Here is a 15,753-nt window from a genome sequence, read left to right on the forward strand (position 1 = left end):
GTGGGCTTTTCACTCCGCCGCGTCCTTCCCCTGTCGCATGACCACCGAGTCCGCGCTCGCCGACGGGGTCAGGGAGGCGCTTTCGGTCGACGCCGAGGCGTTCGCCGAGCGCGCGGCCGAGGAGGCCGAGAGCGTTAAACAGGAGCTACACGACGGTTCCTTCGACAATCACCAGTCGATCGTCGGCTTCGAGTACGAGTTCTACGCGGTCGGCGACGGGCGGTGGAGCGAGGAGTCGCGGGCTGGCGAGTACGCGCTGATGCGCGTGCCCCGCCGGATGCTGGAGCTGATGGGGTTCGAGAAGGAGCTGGGGCTCCACAACGCCGAGATGTGTACGAGCCCGCAGCCCCTCTCCGACCACGGGCTCCGGGCGCAACTCGCCGAGGTCCGCGCGCGGCTGGAGGCCGCGGAGAACACCGCGGGCGTCGAGGGGATGCGGCTCGTCTCCGACGGGCTCTGGACCATCCCGCCGGCGGGCGAGACCGCCCGCGACTACCTCACCGACAGCGTCGAGGTCGACGGCGTCGTCGTCGCGGTCAACATGAGCGACGCGGTCCGGTACCACGCGATGGCCAACACGGAGCCGGCGGACGCGGGCCGAGAGGGGGCGGCGGGCGCGGAGGTCGACCTCTCGGCGCCGGGCGTGTCGCTGGCGGCGGACACGGTGATGCCCGAGAGCCTCATCACGTCGATCCAGCCGCACTACCAAGTGGCACACGCCGAGACGCTGCCCCGGCACTTCCGGTACGCGCTCCGGATCGCCGCGCCGCTCCTCGCGCTCGGCGTCAACTCCCCGTTCTTCCCGCCGGAGCTGTACGACGACGACTGGGACGGCGAGCGGATCCTCGCCGAGGGGGCGACCGAGAACCGCGTCCACGTGTTCGAGTCCGTCCTCAACGCCCGGACCGACGCCGACAAGGTCCGGTTCCCGCGCGACTTCCGCGACGTCGAGACCGCGGTCGACCGCATCGCGGGCGACGAGACGCTGATCCCGATGCCCGACCCCGGCGGCAGCGACCGCTTCGACGACGACTTCGCGACGTTCCGGACGAAACACGGCAGCTACTGGCGGTGGGTCCGCCCGGTGTTCGAGGGGGCGAGCCGCTCGGCGGCCAACGCCCGGATCGAGTTCCGGCCGATCCCCGGCCAGCCCACGGTCCGCGACTCCATCGCGTTCCAGGGGGCGTTCGCGGGGCTGATGCAGGCGCTCGCCCAGCGCGATCACCCCGTCATCGGCCTCGACTGGGAGACCGCCCGCGACAACTTCTACGCCGCCGTCGCGGACGGCCTCGACGCCGACATGGAGTGGATCGGCCGCGACGGCGAACGCACGACCGACACGGACGAGCTGTACGCCGACCTCCTCGACCACGCGGAGGCGGGGCTCCGGACCGCCGGCTGCGCCGACGACGAGGCGGCCGAGTGGGTGGCCCCGCTCCGCTGGCGCGTCGCGAACCGCACGACGCCGGCGAGCTGGAAGCGGGACCGCGTCCGCGCCCGCCTCGACGACGGCGACGACTTCGAGACGGCCGTGGTCGACACCCAGCGCGAGTACATCCGCCAGCAGGCCGACACGCTCATCGACGGCGGGTTCTCGGCGTGGACGGACGACTGACTCTCCGACGGACGACCGCACCTCGCGACCGCGACACAGTACAGTTATCGGCCCGCCGCCGTACCCGCCCGTATGGACGAGCTGATTTCCGCGGCGCGCGACGCCTTAGAGGCCGCCCACGTCCCGTACTCCGAGTACCGCGTCGGCGCCGCGCTCCGGACCGCCGACGGCACCGTCTACACCGGCTGTAACATCGAGAACGCAAACTACTCCAACAGCCTCCACGCCGAGGAGGTCGCGCTCGCGGAGGCGGTGAAGAACGGCCACCGCGAGTTCGACCGCATCGCGGTCTCCTCCGGCGTCCGCGACGGCGTCACCCCCTGCGGGATGTGCCGACAGAGCCTCGCGGAGTTCGCGGCCGACGACCTCGTCGTCGCCTGCGACGAGGGCGGCGACGCGGTGACGGAGTACACGCTCGGCGGGCTCCTCCCGAACACCATCTCAGAGGGGACGCTCGACGACGCGCGTGAGACGGGCGACGCTCGGGACGCCGGCGGCGACTGATCGGAGCGCGGCTCGCCCCGGCGGTGACCCGCCCTGCCCGCAACGCCTCGACCGCCGGCCCGAGCCGGAAGCCCTTTTGAATCACTCGGAGAAACAGGGGGACATGACCGACGACCCCGAAGACGGCGCCCACGACGCGCCCGCCGCGGACGCCGAGAGCGAGGACCCGAACGACGAGGCCGGCTACCACGTTGAGGTCGCGCCCGAAGACGTCGCGGACGCCGTTCTCCTCCCCGGCAACCCCGAGCGCGTCGACAAGATCACGGCGCTGTGGGACGACCACGAGGAGATCGCGCGCCACCGCGAGTACCGCACCGCCACCGGCAGCTACGACGGCGCGCCAATCTCGGTCACCTCCACCGGGATCGGCTCGCCGTCGGCGGCCATCGCCGTCGAGGAGCTCGCGCGGGTCGGCGTCGACACGTTCATCCGCGTCGGTTCCTGCGGTGCGATCCAGCCGGAGATGGACGTGGGCGACCTGGTGATCACCACCGGCGGCGTCCGGCAGGAGGGGACGAGCGACGAGTACGTCCGCGAGGACTACCCCGCGGGCGCCGACGGCGAGGTCGTCTCCGCCCTCATCGCCGCCGCCGAGCGGCTGGGCCACGACTACCACACCGGCGTCACGATGAGCGCCGACTCCTTCTACGCCGGGCAGGGGCGCCCCGGATTCGACGGGTTCGAGGCCGCCGGCTCGGACGAACTGGTCGCGGAGCTGCGGGACGCGAACGTGAAGAACATCGAGATGGAGGCGTCGGCGATCCTCACGGTCGCGAGCGTGTACGGGCTCCGCGCCGGCGCGGTCTGCTCCGTCTACGCCAACCGCGTGACCGGCGAGTTCCGGACGGAGGGCGAGTCGCGCGCGGCCGAGACCGCGAGCCTCGCGGTGCAGCTCCTCGCGCGCATGGACGAGGTCAAACGCGAGGCGGGCGCGGACCGCTGGCACGCCGGGCTCTCGCTGTAACGACCCCCCGACGCCGCCGCGGTGGCGATATTTGCCTGCGAGCGTTCCAAAGCGACTTTATCTGCGCACCGCGGACCTACACGCATGAGTACACAGGTCGTCGTCGTCGGCTCCGGGTACGCCGGCGCAGGGGCGGTGAAGGCGTTCGAAGACGAGGTCGGGGAGGGCGAGGCCGACCTCACGTGGATCTCGGAACACGACTACCACCTCGTCTTACACGAGGTCCACCGCGCGATCCGCAACCCCGCCGTCGAGGACAAGATCACGATCCCCGTCGACGAGATCAAGTCGCCCGAGTCCGACTTCGTCCAGGGCCGGGTCGTCGACGTCGACACCGAGGATCGGGTCGTCGAGACCGACGACGGGACGACGGTCGACTACGACTACCTCCTCCTCGGGATCGGCTCCACGACCGCCTTCTTCGGCATCGAGGGGCTGAAGGAGAACGCCCACCAGCTGAAGGGGCTCGACGACGCGAAGGCGATCCACGAGGACGTCCGCGAGGCGGCAGCGGACGCGACCCGCTCGGACCCCGCGCAGGTCATCGTCGGCGGCGCCGGCCTCTCCGGTATCCAGACGGCCGGCGAGATAGCCGAGTACCGCGACAAACACCGCGCGCCGCTCGACATCAAGTTGGTCGAGGGGCTCGACGAGGTGTTCCCCGGTAACGACCCCCAGATCCAGGGGGCGCTCCGCCAGCGGCTGGAGGACGCCGACGTCGAGATCCTCACCGGCGACTTCATCTCGGAGGCCGACGAGGAGACCGTCTACCTCGGCGGCGGCGAGGACGAGGAGCCCGAGGAGCTCGCGTACGACGTGCTGATCTGGACCGGCGGCATCACGGGCCAGCCCGAGATCGAGGGCGTCGACGTCGAGAAGGACGAGCGCTCGAACCGCGTCCACGCCGGCTCCGACTTCGCCACCAGCGACGACCGCGTGTTCGCCATCGGCGACACCGCTCTCGTCGAGCAGGGCGACGACGACGTCGCCCCGCCGACCGCACAGGCCGCCTGGCAGGCCGCCGAGGTCGCGGGCGCCAACCTCGCTCGCGCCGCCCGCGGCGCGCCGCTCCGCTCGTGGACCCACGAAGACAAGGGGACCGTCGTCTCCGTCGGCGAGGAGGCAGTCGCCCACGACGTGATGGGCATGCCGATCAAGACGTTCGGCGGCACGCCCGCGAAGCTGCTGAAGAAGGCCATCGCCACGCGATGGATCAACAAGGTCTCCTCCGCGAGCCGCGCCGTCGGCGCCTTCGGCGACATGTAAGCGCGGGGGGTTCGCGACGGCGACGCTTCCGTCGATCTCGGTTTCGGCTCTTTTCAGCGGCGAACCACTCCGCGATTTCCGGTAGGATAGGCCTCGTATCGGTCGAAGAACCGCTCTCGCAGTCAGTGTTCGGCCGGCTCGTCGGGCGCCCGCATGTCGTCGATCCGCAGGATGAGAATGTTCGCGGTGTCGTCTTTGCCGTCGACCGTGCCGTCGACGACGAGCTTCGAGAGCGGCGTCGGGCCGACGGTGACGCTGTCGCCCTCGTGGAAGTCGCGGACCGAACCCTGAACGTGGATCTCGGCGCGGCACAGCTCGGGGTGGTGGACGCTGGAGAGGTCGATCCCGTCGACGTTGATCCCCTCGACCTGCTCGCCCTCGTGGTAGATCGGCACGTCGGCCGGCTCGTCCATGCGCTGGATGTCGAGCGCCTCGTAGGCGTTCGAGGTGGGCTTGTAGCCGCCCTTCGGACCGGGTACCCCCTCGACCAACTGGAGGGCCTTGAGGCTCTGCATCTGGTTGCGGATCGTTCCCGGGTTGCGGTCGACCTCCTCGGCGATCGCCTCGCCCTTCACGGCGTCCTCGCGTTCCCCGTACAGGTTGATGAGGGCCGTGAGGATGCTTTTCTGGCTCGACGTGAGCTCGATCGATGACATGGTGCCAAATACAGAGCGCCCCCGCTTAAATGCGATGGAATTCACTTATAAACGATCGTGTGAGATTCGCTCGGTGAGCGCACTCCGCCGGCGCTTCGCACTCCGGCTCACTCCCCGCGTAGCCGCTTCATCCGCACGTACGCGAGCGGGCTCGACAGCGCGACGACGACGCCGACACCGATCAGCGCGACCCCGAAATCGACCGCGACGAACGAGACCGCGGCGCCGACGAGCCCGATCGCTGCGCCGGTGAACGCGACCGCGATGGTCGCACCGATCGGCTCGATGTCGCCGGGGTCGACCGAGTAGGGGTCCGAGCTACCCATACTCGCCACGTAGCGGGCCGGCCGCAAAACGGTGTCCGATCCGGCGAGGCGAGAACGGGGAGACTGCCGGTGAGGAGAAAACGGGGAGACGGACAGAGAGACACGGGTCAGGGAGCGTGGATCCCCACCATTGAAGCGCCGGCGCGCCGCGTAGCCGGTATGACCACGGTCAGGATCATCGGCGCGCCGACCGACTACGGGGCGAACCGACGCGGGGTCGACATGGGGCCTTCGGCGATTCGGTACGGCGGGCTCGCCGACCAGCTCGCCGGCGCCGGCGTGGAGACCGCCGACGCGGGCGACCTCCTCGTCCCCCGGGCGGAGGAGCGCGACCCCGACGCGGACGCGCCCAGCGAGGGGAAGGCGAAGTTCCTGCGCGAGACGGCCGACGTCTGCCGGCGGCTCGGCGACGAGGTCGCCGCGACGCTCGCGGACGGCGAGGTGCCGCTCGCGCTCGGCGGCGACCACTCCATCGCGATCGGGAGCCTCTCCGGGTCCGCGCGCGACGCGGATATCGGCGCCGTCTGGTTCGACGCGCACGCCGACCTCAACACCCCCGCGACGACGCCCTCGGGCAACGTCCACGGGATGCCGCTGGCGGCCGCGCTCGGGATCGACGAGTTCGCGGACACCGAGTGGGCGAACGCGGCGGGGCTCTCACCGGAGAACGTCGCCCTGGTCGGGCTCCGCTCGGTCGACGGGGCGGAGGCGGAGCTGATCGAAGAGCGCGACTTCGCCGCGTACACGATGTCCGACATCGACGAGCGGGGGATCACCGAGGTGACGGAAGAGGCGCTTTCGGTCGCGGGGGACGGCGTCGACGGGATCCACGTCAGCCTCGATCTGGACTGGCTCGACCCCAACGCCGCGCCCGGCGTCGGGACGCCCGTCCGCGGCGGGGCCACCTACCGCGAGGCGCACAGCGCGATGGAGATCGTCGACGAGACCGACGCGCTCCGCTCGATGGAGATCGTCGAGGTGAACCCGACGCTGGACCAGCACAACGAGACGGCCGAGCTGGCGACAGAGCTGGCGGCGAGCGCGTTCGGCAAGCGCGTGTTATAAATCGAGGTCGGGGTCCGGTCAGACGCCCCGGTCGAGCTCCTCGACGACCCGCTGGAGGTCGGCCGCGGACTCGATCTCGCCTTTGATCTCCTCGCGGCGCCGGACGGACGCCGAGTCGGCGTCGTACGCGCGGACGAACTCGGCGCGGGTGTGTTCGTCGAACGCGTGGCGGATCGCGAAGTAGCCGTCCGGAACGATGGTGCCGCAGACTTTGCACTCGTGGCGCTGGTGGTCGTTCGTCTGGTGGACGATCGCCGCCTCCACGTCGTCGAAGGCGGCGTCGCAGTCGCCGATGCCGCACGTCCAGCGAGGGGCCATACCCCGAACTCTCGCCCGAGGGGGATTAACGGTTTCCCACCTCGGCGGAGTGCGTCGCGGCGGCGACGGGGACGTACTGCGACGGCGGCGAGAGCGAGCGCCGCGCGGTCCGCTCCGCGGTCGCGGCACCGTCGTCGTCGAACGATACGTCTTTGCGCGGCCGCGACGACCGTGCGACCGTGACCCGACCGCAAACGCGCGTCGACGCCCACGTGAAGGTGCTCGACGACGAGGTCGTCGCCCGCGCCAAGGAGCGCGGAATCGACGCGCTCGTGTACGCGCCGCACTTCACGCGCCTCCCGACGGTCCGCGAGCGCGCGGCGCGGTACACCGACGACGAGCTGACCGTCGTCCCCGCCCGCGAGGTGTTCACCGGCGACTGGGGGAACCGGCGGCACCTCCTCGTCCTCGGGCTCTCCGAACCGGTCCCCGACTACATCACCTTCGAGGGCGCGATGGCCGAGTTCGAGCGCCAAAACGCCGCCGTCCTCGTCCCCCACCCCGGCTTCGCGACCATCTCGCTCACGCGGCCCGAGGTCGACGCGCATGCCGCGCGGCTCGACGCGATCGAGACGTACAACACGAAACTGCTCCCCCACCAGAACGCGANCCTTCGAGGGCGCGATGGCCGAGTTCGAGCGCCAAAACGCCGCCGTCCTCGTCCCCCACCCCGGCTTCGCGACCATCTCGCTCACGCGGCCCGAGGTCGACGCGCACGCCGCGCGGCTCGACGCGATCGAGACGTACAACACGAAACTGCTCCCCCACCAGAACGCGCGAGCGCGCCGGACCGCGGCGGAGACCGGCTGCGCCGGGTTCGGCTCGTCGTACGCCCACCTCTCCGGTACGGTCGGCGAAGCGTGGACCGCCTTCGAGGGCGACCTCGCAGACGAGGAGGCGGTCGTCGACGCCTTCCGAGAGCGCCGCCCCCGAACCGTCATCCACCGCGGCGGCGCCGGCCACCAGCTCCGCGGGCTCGTGGAGTTCGCGCACCTCGGCTACGAGAACACGTGGGCGAAGCTCGACCGGATGTTCCTCTCCGGCAACGAGCCGACCCTCCCGTCGAACGTCGCCTACGAGGGCCGGTTCGACGACGTAAGCGTCTACGATTGACATCCTCCCACGGCTGAAGCCGTGGGATTCCTCTCGCGGGATATTAGCTATGCCGTCTCCCCGGAAGCAACCTTCCCATCAGTTTCGATGGTACTCCGGTCTGTGCGCACTTCTTTGGGACTGTCGTGAGGGTGTGATTTCCNCGTCTCCCCGGAAGCAACCTTCCCATCAGTTTCGATGGTACTCCGGTCTGTGCGCACTTCTTTGGGACTGTCGTGAGGGTGTGATTTCCCCGACCAGTCGTGGTCGTCCCACTCGAATCGCACGGGCCGTGCCATCGGCCTGACTTCTTGCTCTGTTTGCTGTTCAAGGAACGTCTTCGAAGCTGTGAGATCCGCGTGTCCTTCAAACCCGCACGGACACGTCAGCGTCTCCTGATGCCGCGTGGTTCGCTCCGTCGACCCGCACTGCGGGCACTCCTGACTCGTCCACGCTTCNACGAGATTGTTCGCACCGATATCCAGAGCGGCCGTTTCATCAGCCAGTGGAGTCGCCCGCGCCTCGTCGGAAACAGTCACGGGCTGCGAAGCTCGGAAGGTGTCATCGGTCTCGTCGTACCACAGGTCCAATCGACCCTGTTTCTCGTAGTCGGGCCAGTTCGGCTCGCCGGCGACTTCGAGCCGGAGACGTCCAGTGTGGTCGTATCTGTCTTTCAGCTCGCTCCCGACCAGTATTTCGAGTCGAGAGCGGTCGCCCCATTCGACGGTGTACGACGTGTTGCGAATGACGGTCTTGAGCTGACGACCGTCNCTCCCGACCAGTATTTCGAGTCGAGAGCGGTCGCCCCATTCGACGGTGTACGACGTGTTGCGAATGACGGTCTTGAGCTGACGACCGTCATTCTCGTTGCCACGGAATCCCGGCGGTTCGGGGTGGTCAGTGACCGACGTGTTCGAGGCGTCGTGGTACTGCTCTTTCAATCGGAAGAACCCGCGCCACGCCTCGCTGTTTTTGCGGATTACCTGTTGAGCAGTGGACGCGCCGAGAACGCCCTTGTACGTGCCTTCGAGGTGGCCCGTATCTACGCCCCACACGTCGCCTTCGAACCCATCTTCGTCGTTGTACCGCATGAGGCGCTGATAATTGACCTCGTTCCAGAGTGCGGCGGAAGCGTCCAACAGGTCCCGTAGCAGCCGCTCTCCGTCCTCGGAAAGCGGACGTACTGCGAATGTGTTGGTACGCTTCACGACGATAGATTATTATACTTTTAGTCTTAAAGTCTTTTTGTCATGCGTCCAAACATAGATATTTCACACACGCTCGGTGGTCGGATCAAAGACTACGCGGAAGCGAACGATCTGGGACTCTCAGAGGCATACACCGAAGTGCTAGAGGCAGGATTGGATGAATTGGAGAGTTGAATATCCAGTAACAGTGTAGTTCGCCCATGTTACCGCAGTTGTCGGATTCACCCCACGGCTAAAGCCGTCGGATGGCCCTCGCGTCAACTACGGAGACCGAACTCCGGTGGTCGGCCCCGCGTTCGACGGGTGACACGCGTGTCCCCGCCCACGTTATAGGGGTCGAAGCCCAAATAGCGCGTATGAATCAACTCGTGAACGGCGAGTGGCGCACGGACACCTACGAGGCCACCGATGAGGAGGGAGCCTTCCAACGCGGCGAGACGACGTTCCGGAACTGGATCGCGGGCAGCGACGTGCCGGACCACGTCGACGCGGAGCCGGACGAGCGCTTCCAGCCGGAGGCCGGCCGGTACCACCTGTACGTCTCGTACGCCTGCCCGTGGGCGCACCGCACGCTGCTCGCGCGGTCGCTGCTCGGCCTCGAAGACGCCATCGGCGTCTCGGTCGTCGACCCGTACCGCGGCGAAGACGGCTGGCAGTTCACCCCGGAGAAGGACGGCTGTACCCGCGATCACCTCCACGACAGCGACTATCTCCGGGAGCTGTACGTCGAGGACGACCCCGACGCCACCTGCCGGGTGACCGTGCCCGTGCTGTGGGACACCGAAGAGGAGACCGTCGTCAACAACGAATCGCGGGAGATCCTCCGGATGCTCTCGACCGCCTTCTCCGACCTCGGCAACGGCGTCTCGCTGCTCCCCGACGCGGACGACGACGCGACCGTCGCGGCCGTCGACGCGGTGATCACGGACATCTACGAGCCGATCAACAACGGCGTCTACCGCGCCGGCTTCGCCACCTCACAGAGCGCCTACGACGACGCGATCGACGACCTGTTCGACGCGCTCGACGGTTACGACGACCGGCTCGCCGATCAGCGCTACCTCGTCGGCGACTCCCTGACGGAGGCGGACATCTGTATGTTCACCACCCTGATCCGCTTCGATCAGGTGTACCACACCCACTTCATGTGCAACCGGAAGTTCATCCACCAGTACGACAACCTCTGGCCGTACCTGCGCGACCTCTACCAGACCGAGGGGGTCACAGAGACGGTGAACATGGAACACATCAAGGAGCACTACTACACCACGCACCCCGACGTGACCCCCTCGGGGATCATCGCGCGCGGCCCCGACCTCGACTTCGAGGCCACCCACGACCGCGACCGCCTCGGCGGCGAGGCGCCGACGCCCCACGCAGCCGACTGAGCGGGAGCGGCTTCGCCCGACTGCGGCTCTTTTCGAAGTGACTTCGCGGTGGCGCGCCGCCGAGCGGCCGCCACCGGCGGCCGCGAGGTGTCCGCGAGGGAGCGGTGAGCGCCCGGCGGGCGCGAACCGCGAGGCTGGGGAGGAACGAGGTGCCGTGCGGCGCAGTGTCGGCGATCGATCGCCGGCCCGACCGCTCGACTGAGCGCGAATCGCGACGACGAAACGGAGAAACGGAGAACGCTGAAACGCAGACGGACGGCAACGGACCGCGCTCGGCCCGTCTACCCTTCCATCCCGCCGAACGAGAGGCCGTCCTCGACGGAGCGCTGCGCCGCGAAGTAGACGATCGCGACCGGCAGCGCGAACAGGTTCGCGAACGCCGCGAAGCGCGTCCACGGCGTCGAGAACCGGCCCTCGGTCGCGATGTTGTACAGCTCAACCGAGAGCGGGTAGTTCTCGGGGCGCAGCAGCGTCTGCGCGATGATGAACTCGTTCCACCCGGCGAGCCAGACGAAGATGAGCACGACGGCGAGCCCCGGCTTCGTCAGCGGGAGGATCACCTCCCGGATCGTCTCCAAGAAGCTCGCGCCGTCGACCATCGCCGCCTCCTCGTAGGAGACGGGGATGTTGTCCATGTACGTCTTCAGCAGCCACGTGTTGAACGGGATCGCCCCCGCGGCGTAGAACAGCCCGAGGACGAACAGGTTGTTCGTGAGTCCGTAGCTGCTGAACAGCGAGTACAGCGCCACGAGCGTCGCGATCGACAGCCCGGCGCCGATCTGGGTGAAGAGGACGTAGCCGTAAAGGATGCGCTTGCGGCCCACGAACCGCCGGCGCGAGAACGCGTACGCCGCCGGGACGATCATCCCGAACCCGGCCGCGAGCGTCACGCTGACGATGTAGAGGCTGTTGAACACCGCGCCGGGACCGGTCTCGGTGCCGGCCCAGCGGAAGCTCACCAGCCCGCCGCTCCCGCCGAGGACGAGCTGGGGATACCCCCAGTCGCCCTCGACGAAGAAGAAGTCGGACTCGAACACCACCCACCGGTACGCGCCGAGGTTGTACGTCGACGGGTCCGGGAAGATGCCGCTGGTGGTGAACAGCCGCGTCCCCTCCGCCAGCGAGGCGGCGAAGATCCAGAACAGCGGGAACAGCAGCACCAACACCATCGCGAGTCCGAACAGCGTCATCAGGACGCTCTTCGCCACGTCCCACGGGGTGCGTTTGCCCGTCCGGAGGTCGTAGATCGCCCGCCGGACGGTGAGGACGAACCGCTTCGGAGCGGTCGCGAACGCGACCAACTTGGCGGCGACGAGCGCCGCGAACGAGCGGATCACGCTCATTCCTCACCCACCCCCTCCGCGAGGCCGCCGTAGCGCACGGCGACGAGCATGAACAGCCCGACGAAGGCGATGGCGACGATGAGGATCGCCGCGGAGAGCCCGAACTCGTTGAAGCTGATCGCTTCGCGGTAGCCGTACACGATTATCAGCTCGTTCTGTCTGGCCGGCCCGCCCTGGTTGAACACCCACGGGATCAGGAACTGCTGGAACGACGTCGCGGCCGTGAGGATCGAGGCGAACAGCACCGGCCCCTTGATCGCCGGAAGGGTGACCGTCCGGAACCGCTGGAGCCACCCGGCGCCGTCGACCATCGCGGCCTCGTGGAGCGACTTGGGAACGTCCTGTAGGGCGCTCACGATGATGATCACCATGAACGGGTACGCGAGCCACACCTCCGTGGTGACGTACGCGAAGAACGCCTCCCAGCGGCCGCTGAGGAAGCCGATCGGCACGTCGAACAGCAGCGCTTGCGGCGCCGACAGCGCCGACATGAACTCGTTGTAGCGGCCGAGCAGCGTGTTGAACACGCCGAACCGGGCGTCGCTGAACATCCCGCGCCAGACGGTGATCGTGAAGATGCCGGGGAACCCCAGCGGGACGATCACCGCGGCGCGCATGTAGCGTTTCCCGACGACCCGCGCGTGGTTCAACAGGAGCGCGATGCCGACGGCGACGAACACCTTGACCACGAGCGAGACGGCGACGAACAGCCACGTCGTCGACATCGACGTCCAGAACTGCGGGTCGCCCAAGAGCTGGACGTAGTTCGCGAGCCCGATCAGTTCGGCGCCGCCGCCGATCACCGAGCCGGCGAACGTCGCGTCGGTCAGCGAGATGTAGAACAGATAGACGATCGGGTACAGCATGAAACTCGAAAAGAGGACCACGCCGGGGATGACGAGCAGCAGCCCCCAGTCGCGACCGGTGAACGGCAGCGCTGACCGGAGCTTCGAGAGCCCGTCTCTGCCGACGTCGAGTTGTGAAGAGGCCATGATGGCTGGTGGAGAGGCTGCCTACTGGTTCTCCCGGATTTCCGATGCGGCCTGATCGAGGGCCGGACCGCTCTCCTGGTTGCCGTTGAAGACGCGGGTCAGCGCCTCGGTCAGCGGCGTCCAGACGGCGTTCATGTTCGGGTGGGTCGGGATGGGGACGCCGTGGTCGACCTGCTGGGCGAACGCCTGAACGTCTTCGGAGAGGTCGCCGTCCTCCACGACCGACGAGAGGACGGGGATGTACCCCTGCTCCTCGGCGTTGGTCGCGATGACGTCCTCGTTCGTGGTGTACCACTCGGCCAGCCCCGTCGCGGCGTCGACCGTCGACTGGTCGGCGTCGGACAGCATCGCGCTGAAGTAGAACGTCTGGATCCCCGAGTACGTCCGGGGGTTGTTGCCGTCGACGGTCGGCAGCGTCGTGACGCCGAGGTTCTCGATCTCGCTCTGGAGGTTTGCAATCTCCCACGGGCCGTTGATCGCGAACGGCGCGGCGCCGTCGGCGAACGCGACGATCTGCGACTCGTAGCCGGGGTCGGCCGGCACGTAGTCGAACAGCTGTTCGAGCGCGTCCATCCCCTGCTTACACTCGTCGCTGTCGAGGGCGGTCTCGAGGCTCTCGGTGTCGAAGATGTCGCCGCCGTACGCCTGAATGAACCCGCTGACGAAGTAGGGGTCCGTCACGGGGTACGAGAGACCGTACTCGCCGTTCTCGGGGTTGTGGTACTCGTCCATCACCGAGAGCAGCTCCTCGAACGTCTCGGGCGGCTCGTCGACCATGTCCTCGTTGTAGAACAGCGTGACCGTCTCCGAGGCGAACGGAAGCCCGTGGAGCGCGCCGTCGAACTGGACCGCCTCCTGGGCGGTCTCGGTGAACACGTCGAGCGAGGTGTCGACGTCGTCGCTCGCGTCGTAGAGGAACGGCGGCTCTTCGCGGACCGCGAACCGGCCGATCCAGTCGTGCGCCCAGATCCACGAGTCGGGACCCTCTCCCGACGGGATGGCGGTCTCGAGCTGCTGGTCGAGTTCGCCGCCCGGCTCGTTCTTCTCGATCGTGTTGGGGCTCTCGGACTCGTACTGGTCGATGTACGAGGACAGGGCCTCGTCCTCGCCGTCGGAGAGGTCCGTCCACACCGTCGCGGTTCCGCCGCTGTTGCCACCGTCACCGCCGTCGCTCCCGTCGCTCCCGTCGCTGCCGTCACCGCCATCGCCGCCGTCGCCGCCGTCGCCGCCGGTGCTGATACAGCCCGCGAGTCCCGCGAGCGCAGTCGTTCCCCCCATCGCCTTGAGCAGCGTTCTACGTTTCTCGGTCATGTGTCCAGAACAAATGATGAATTATATTTTCATACGTTTAGTGTTTGGGGTACGTCCCGATCGATCCGGATCGATATGCGTCGACTGTGAAGATCGACGATCGACTCAGCCGGCGGAGTGTTGCCAATATTTGAGAAGAGATTCTTCACCATATATCAGAAAAACAGCAAAGAACTCATAAGCCAGCGGACCGGTCTTCAGGGAAATGGCACGCGTCGCGCTCGACACGCTCCGGAAGGAGTTCGACAGAGGGACCATCGTCGCCGTCGACGACTTGGACCTAGAGATCGACGACGGGGAGTTCGTGACCGTGGTCGGGCCGTCGGGCTGCGGGAAGACCACCACGCTCCGGATGGTCGCGGGGCTCGAAGAGCCCACGTCGGGCACCGTCAGCTTCGACGACGAGGACGTCACCGACATCCACGCGAAGGAGCGCCCGGTCGCGATGGTGTTCCAGAACTACGCGCTGTACCCGCACAAGACGGTCCGCGAGAACATGGCGTTCGGGCTCAAGATGAGCACCGACATGACGACGGAGGAGCGCCACGAGCGCGTCCGCGAGATGGCGGAGATGATGGGCATCGAGGACCTCCTCGACGACAAGCCCGACGAGCTCTCCGGCGGGCAGAAGCAGCGGGTCGCGCTCGGCCGCGCCATCGCCCGCGAGCCCGAGGTGTTCCTCTTCGACGAGCCGCTCTCGAACCTCGACGCGAAGCTCCGAACCGAGATGCGCGCGGAGATCCAGAAGCTCCAGAAGGAGTTCGGCGTCACCGCGATGTACGTCACCCACGATCAGGAGGAGGCGATGACGATGGGCGACCGCCTCGCCATCCTGAACGACGGGGAGCTCCAGCAGGTCGGCGAACCCACCGAGGTGTACCAGAACCCGGTGAACGAGTTCGTCGCCGGCTTCATCGGCTCGCCGTCGATGAACTTCCTCGACGTCGACGCAGAGACCGACGGGACGACGGCGACGATCCGCGACGAGTCGTCGGGGCTCGCGTTCTCGCTCAGCCGCGACTACGTCGCCGGCCACGACCTCGAAAGCGGCCCGTACACGCTCGGGATCCGCCCCGAGAACATCGGGATCGTCGAGGACCCGACCGGCGAGGAGACGCTCACCGCGACCGTCGAGGTCGTCGAGCCGATCGGCTCCGACAACTACGTCCACCTCGACGTGAACGACGACTTCCTGGCGCGGGCGCCCGCCGACGTTCAGCCCGAGGCCGGCGATCAGGTCGGCGTCGTCTTCGAGGAGCCGGACCTCCACCTGTTCGACGCCGAGACCGGCGAGGACGTGTTCCTCACCGACGAGGAGATCGCGGCCGCGGTCGCTTAACGAGAGTCGATTTTCGGAGACGGCACAGACGTGTGAACCGATCGTTCGTACTTTCTCTCTGAATCGGAGGCGGATTCGCGGCGCCGTTCTGTTCGACCGGAAGCCACTGCTACCGCAGAGAACACCGCCAAAGCCCCAGCCGCGCTCGACTCCCACAGCTCGCTGCGCTCCTCAGTCGTTCGCTCCGCTCACTCCTTGCGGTGCTTGCGTCGCTGGGGTTCGCCGACCGCGGCTGCCCCTTTGAGTCCCGCCCCGCACCGCAACCGCAGCCTCACGCCTCCCCAACCTCGCGGTTCGCGCTCTCCGAGCGCTCACCGCGTCCCTCGCGCGTGCGACATCGCGCCCTGCGGGCGCTCGTCGGCACGC

15 protein-coding genes and 2 pseudogenes are annotated in these 15,753 nt (G+C 67.9%); 9 read left to right on the forward strand and 8 right to left on the reverse strand.

Annotated features, from left to right (window positions below):
• Window positions 1-37 precede the first annotated feature (37 nt).
• From C463_RS01350 to C463_RS01365, 4 genes are all read left to right on the forward strand, one after another.
• On the forward strand, window positions 38-1,615 hold the full coding sequence (locus tag C463_RS01350; RefSeq protein WP_008440383.1) for a hypothetical protein: 1,578 nt from the start codon (window positions 38-40) through the stop codon (window positions 1,613-1,615).
• 72 nt (window positions 1,616-1,687) lie between these two features.
• A complete protein-coding gene (gene cdd, locus C463_RS01355) occupies window positions 1,688-2,119 on the forward strand; it encodes a cytidine deaminase (RefSeq protein ID WP_008440385.1) in 432 nt (143 codons plus the stop codon).
• A 103-nt stretch (window positions 2,120-2,222) separates the two neighbouring features.
• Window positions 2,223-3,083 carry a nucleoside phosphorylase gene (locus C463_RS01360; RefSeq protein WP_008440396.1) on the forward strand — a complete coding sequence of 287 codons (861 nt, stop codon included), beginning with the start codon at window positions 2,223-2,225 and terminating at the stop codon, window positions 3,081-3,083.
• Window positions 3,084-3,167: 84 nt separating this feature from the next.
• On the forward strand, window positions 3,168-4,349 hold the full coding sequence (locus C463_RS01365) for an NAD(P)/FAD-dependent oxidoreductase (RefSeq protein WP_008440398.1): 1,182 nt from the start codon (window positions 3,168-3,170) through the stop codon (window positions 4,347-4,349).
• A 122-nt stretch (window positions 4,350-4,471) separates the two neighbouring features.
• On the opposite strand, the gene C463_RS01370 is transcribed toward C463_RS01365, so the two are convergent.
• Window positions 4,472-5,005 (reverse strand): Rrf2 family transcriptional regulator, encoded by a 534-nt coding sequence (locus C463_RS01370; protein ID WP_008440400.1) that lies wholly within the window; start codon window positions 5,003-5,005, stop codon window positions 4,472-4,474.
• A 107-nt stretch (window positions 5,006-5,112) separates the two neighbouring features.
• The gene (locus C463_RS01375; RefSeq protein ID WP_008440401.1) at window positions 5,113-5,331 is read right to left on the reverse strand and encodes a hypothetical protein; all 219 of its coding nucleotides are present in this window, start codon (window positions 5,329-5,331) and stop codon (window positions 5,113-5,115) included.
• Between the two features lie 159 nt (window positions 5,332-5,490).
• On the opposite strand from C463_RS01375, the gene rocF reads away from it, so the two are divergent.
• The gene (gene rocF, locus C463_RS01380; RefSeq protein WP_008440403.1) at window positions 5,491-6,396 is read left to right on the forward strand and encodes an arginase; all 906 of its coding nucleotides are present in this window, start codon (window positions 5,491-5,493) and stop codon (window positions 6,394-6,396) included.
• An 18-nt stretch (window positions 6,397-6,414) separates the two neighbouring features.
• On the opposite strand, the gene C463_RS01385 is transcribed toward rocF, so the two are convergent.
• On the reverse strand, window positions 6,415-6,714 hold the full coding sequence (locus C463_RS01385; RefSeq protein ID WP_008440406.1) for a DUF7565 family protein: 300 nt from the start codon (window positions 6,712-6,714) through the stop codon (window positions 6,415-6,417).
• A gap of 25 nt (window positions 6,715-6,739) precedes the next feature.
• Window positions 6,740-7,087: a hypothetical protein gene (locus C463_RS20255; protein WP_193365850.1), complete on the reverse strand. Its 348-nt coding sequence runs from the start codon at window positions 7,085-7,087 to the stop codon at window positions 6,740-6,742.
• On the opposite strand from C463_RS20255, the pseudogene C463_RS20260 reads away from it, so the two are divergent.
• Window positions 6,975-7,307 (forward strand): annotated as a pseudogene (locus C463_RS20260) (PHP domain-containing protein); the annotation flags it as partial. The gene C463_RS20255 and the pseudogene C463_RS20260 overlap by 113 nt on opposite strands.
• Before the next feature lie 19 nt (window positions 7,308-7,326).
• Window positions 7,327-7,827, forward strand: a pseudogene (locus C463_RS20265) (PHP-associated domain-containing protein); the annotation flags it as partial.
• A gap of 47 nt (window positions 7,828-7,874) precedes the next feature.
• Here the strand turns inward: C463_RS20265 and C463_RS01400 are convergent.
• Window positions 7,875-9,014 carry a zinc ribbon domain-containing protein gene (locus C463_RS01400; protein WP_008440408.1) on the reverse strand — a complete coding sequence of 380 codons (1,140 nt, stop codon included), beginning with the start codon at window positions 9,012-9,014 and terminating at the stop codon, window positions 7,875-7,877.
• A 356-nt stretch (window positions 9,015-9,370) separates the two neighbouring features.
• Between C463_RS01400 and C463_RS01405 the strand changes: the two genes are divergently transcribed.
• Window positions 9,371-10,402, forward strand: a complete 1,032-nt coding sequence (locus C463_RS01405; protein WP_008440409.1) for a glutathione S-transferase family protein — start codon at window positions 9,371-9,373, stop codon at window positions 10,400-10,402.
• A 281-nt stretch (window positions 10,403-10,683) separates the two neighbouring features.
• On the opposite strand, the gene C463_RS01410 is transcribed toward C463_RS01405, so the two are convergent.
• The 3 genes from C463_RS01410 to C463_RS01420 are packed head-to-tail and all read right to left on the reverse strand — an operon-like array spanning window position 10,684 to window position 14,048.
• Window positions 10,684-11,745: a sugar ABC transporter permease gene (locus C463_RS01410; protein WP_008440410.1), complete on the reverse strand. Its 1,062-nt coding sequence runs from the start codon at window positions 11,743-11,745 to the stop codon at window positions 10,684-10,686.
• The gene (locus C463_RS01415; RefSeq protein ID WP_008440411.1) at window positions 11,742-12,737 is read right to left on the reverse strand and encodes a carbohydrate ABC transporter permease; all 996 of its coding nucleotides are present in this window, start codon (window positions 12,735-12,737) and stop codon (window positions 11,742-11,744) included. The genes C463_RS01410 and C463_RS01415 overlap by 4 nt, the downstream gene beginning before the upstream one ends.
• A gap of 21 nt (window positions 12,738-12,758) precedes the next feature.
• The gene (locus C463_RS01420) at window positions 12,759-14,048 is read right to left on the reverse strand and encodes an extracellular solute-binding protein (protein WP_008440413.1); all 1,290 of its coding nucleotides are present in this window, start codon (window positions 14,046-14,048) and stop codon (window positions 12,759-12,761) included.
• A 205-nt stretch (window positions 14,049-14,253) separates the two neighbouring features.
• Here C463_RS01420 and C463_RS01425 point away from each other — a divergent pair, with 205 nt between their 5' ends.
• The gene (locus C463_RS01425; protein WP_008440414.1) at window positions 14,254-15,387 is read left to right on the forward strand and encodes an ABC transporter ATP-binding protein; all 1,134 of its coding nucleotides are present in this window, start codon (window positions 14,254-14,256) and stop codon (window positions 15,385-15,387) included.
• The last annotated feature ends 366 nt before the right edge of the window (window positions 15,388-15,753 follow it).

Source organism: Halorubrum californiense DSM 19288 (assembly GCF_000336875.1).
Taxonomy (GTDB): Archaea; Halobacteriota; Halobacteria; order Halobacteriales; family Haloferacaceae; genus Halorubrum; species Halorubrum californiense.

Excerpts from the sequence above, each read along its gene's own strand:
- C463_RS01350 (WP_008440383.1), top strand. The coding sequence starts at position 38 with ATGACCACCGAGTCCGCGCTCGCCGACGGGGTCAGGGAGGCGCTTTCG.
- cdd (WP_008440385.1), top strand. The coding sequence starts at position 1,688 with ATGGACGAGCTGATTTCCGCGGCGCGCGACGCCTTAGAGGCCGCCCAC.
- C463_RS01360 (WP_008440396.1), top strand. The coding sequence starts at position 2,223 with ATGACCGACGACCCCGAAGACGGCGCCCACGACGCGCCCGCCGCGGAC.
- C463_RS01365 (WP_008440398.1), top strand. The coding sequence starts at position 3,168 with ATGAGTACACAGGTCGTCGTCGTCGGCTCCGGGTACGCCGGCGCAGGG.
- C463_RS01370 (WP_008440400.1), bottom strand. The coding sequence starts at position 5,005 with ATGTCATCGATCGAGCTCACGTCGAGCCAGAAAAGCATCCTCACGGCC.
- C463_RS01375 (WP_008440401.1), bottom strand. The coding sequence starts at position 5,331 with ATGGGTAGCTCGGACCCCTACTCGGTCGACCCCGGCGACATCGAGCCG.
- rocF (WP_008440403.1), top strand. The coding sequence starts at position 5,491 with ATGACCACGGTCAGGATCATCGGCGCGCCGACCGACTACGGGGCGAAC.
- C463_RS01385 (WP_008440406.1), bottom strand. The coding sequence starts at position 6,714 with ATGGCCCCTCGCTGGACGTGCGGCATCGGCGACTGCGACGCCGCCTTC.
- C463_RS01405 (WP_008440409.1), top strand. The coding sequence starts at position 9,371 with ATGAATCAACTCGTGAACGGCGAGTGGCGCACGGACACCTACGAGGCC.
- C463_RS01410 (WP_008440410.1), bottom strand. The coding sequence starts at position 11,745 with ATGAGCGTGATCCGCTCGTTCGCGGCGCTCGTCGCCGCCAAGTTGGTC.
- C463_RS01415 (WP_008440411.1), bottom strand. The coding sequence starts at position 12,737 with ATGGCCTCTTCACAACTCGACGTCGGCAGAGACGGGCTCTCGAAGCTC.
- C463_RS01420 (WP_008440413.1), bottom strand. The coding sequence starts at position 14,048 with ATGACCGAGAAACGTAGAACGCTGCTCAAGGCGATGGGGGGAACGACT.
- C463_RS01425 (WP_008440414.1), top strand. The coding sequence starts at position 14,254 with ATGGCACGCGTCGCGCTCGACACGCTCCGGAAGGAGTTCGACAGAGGG.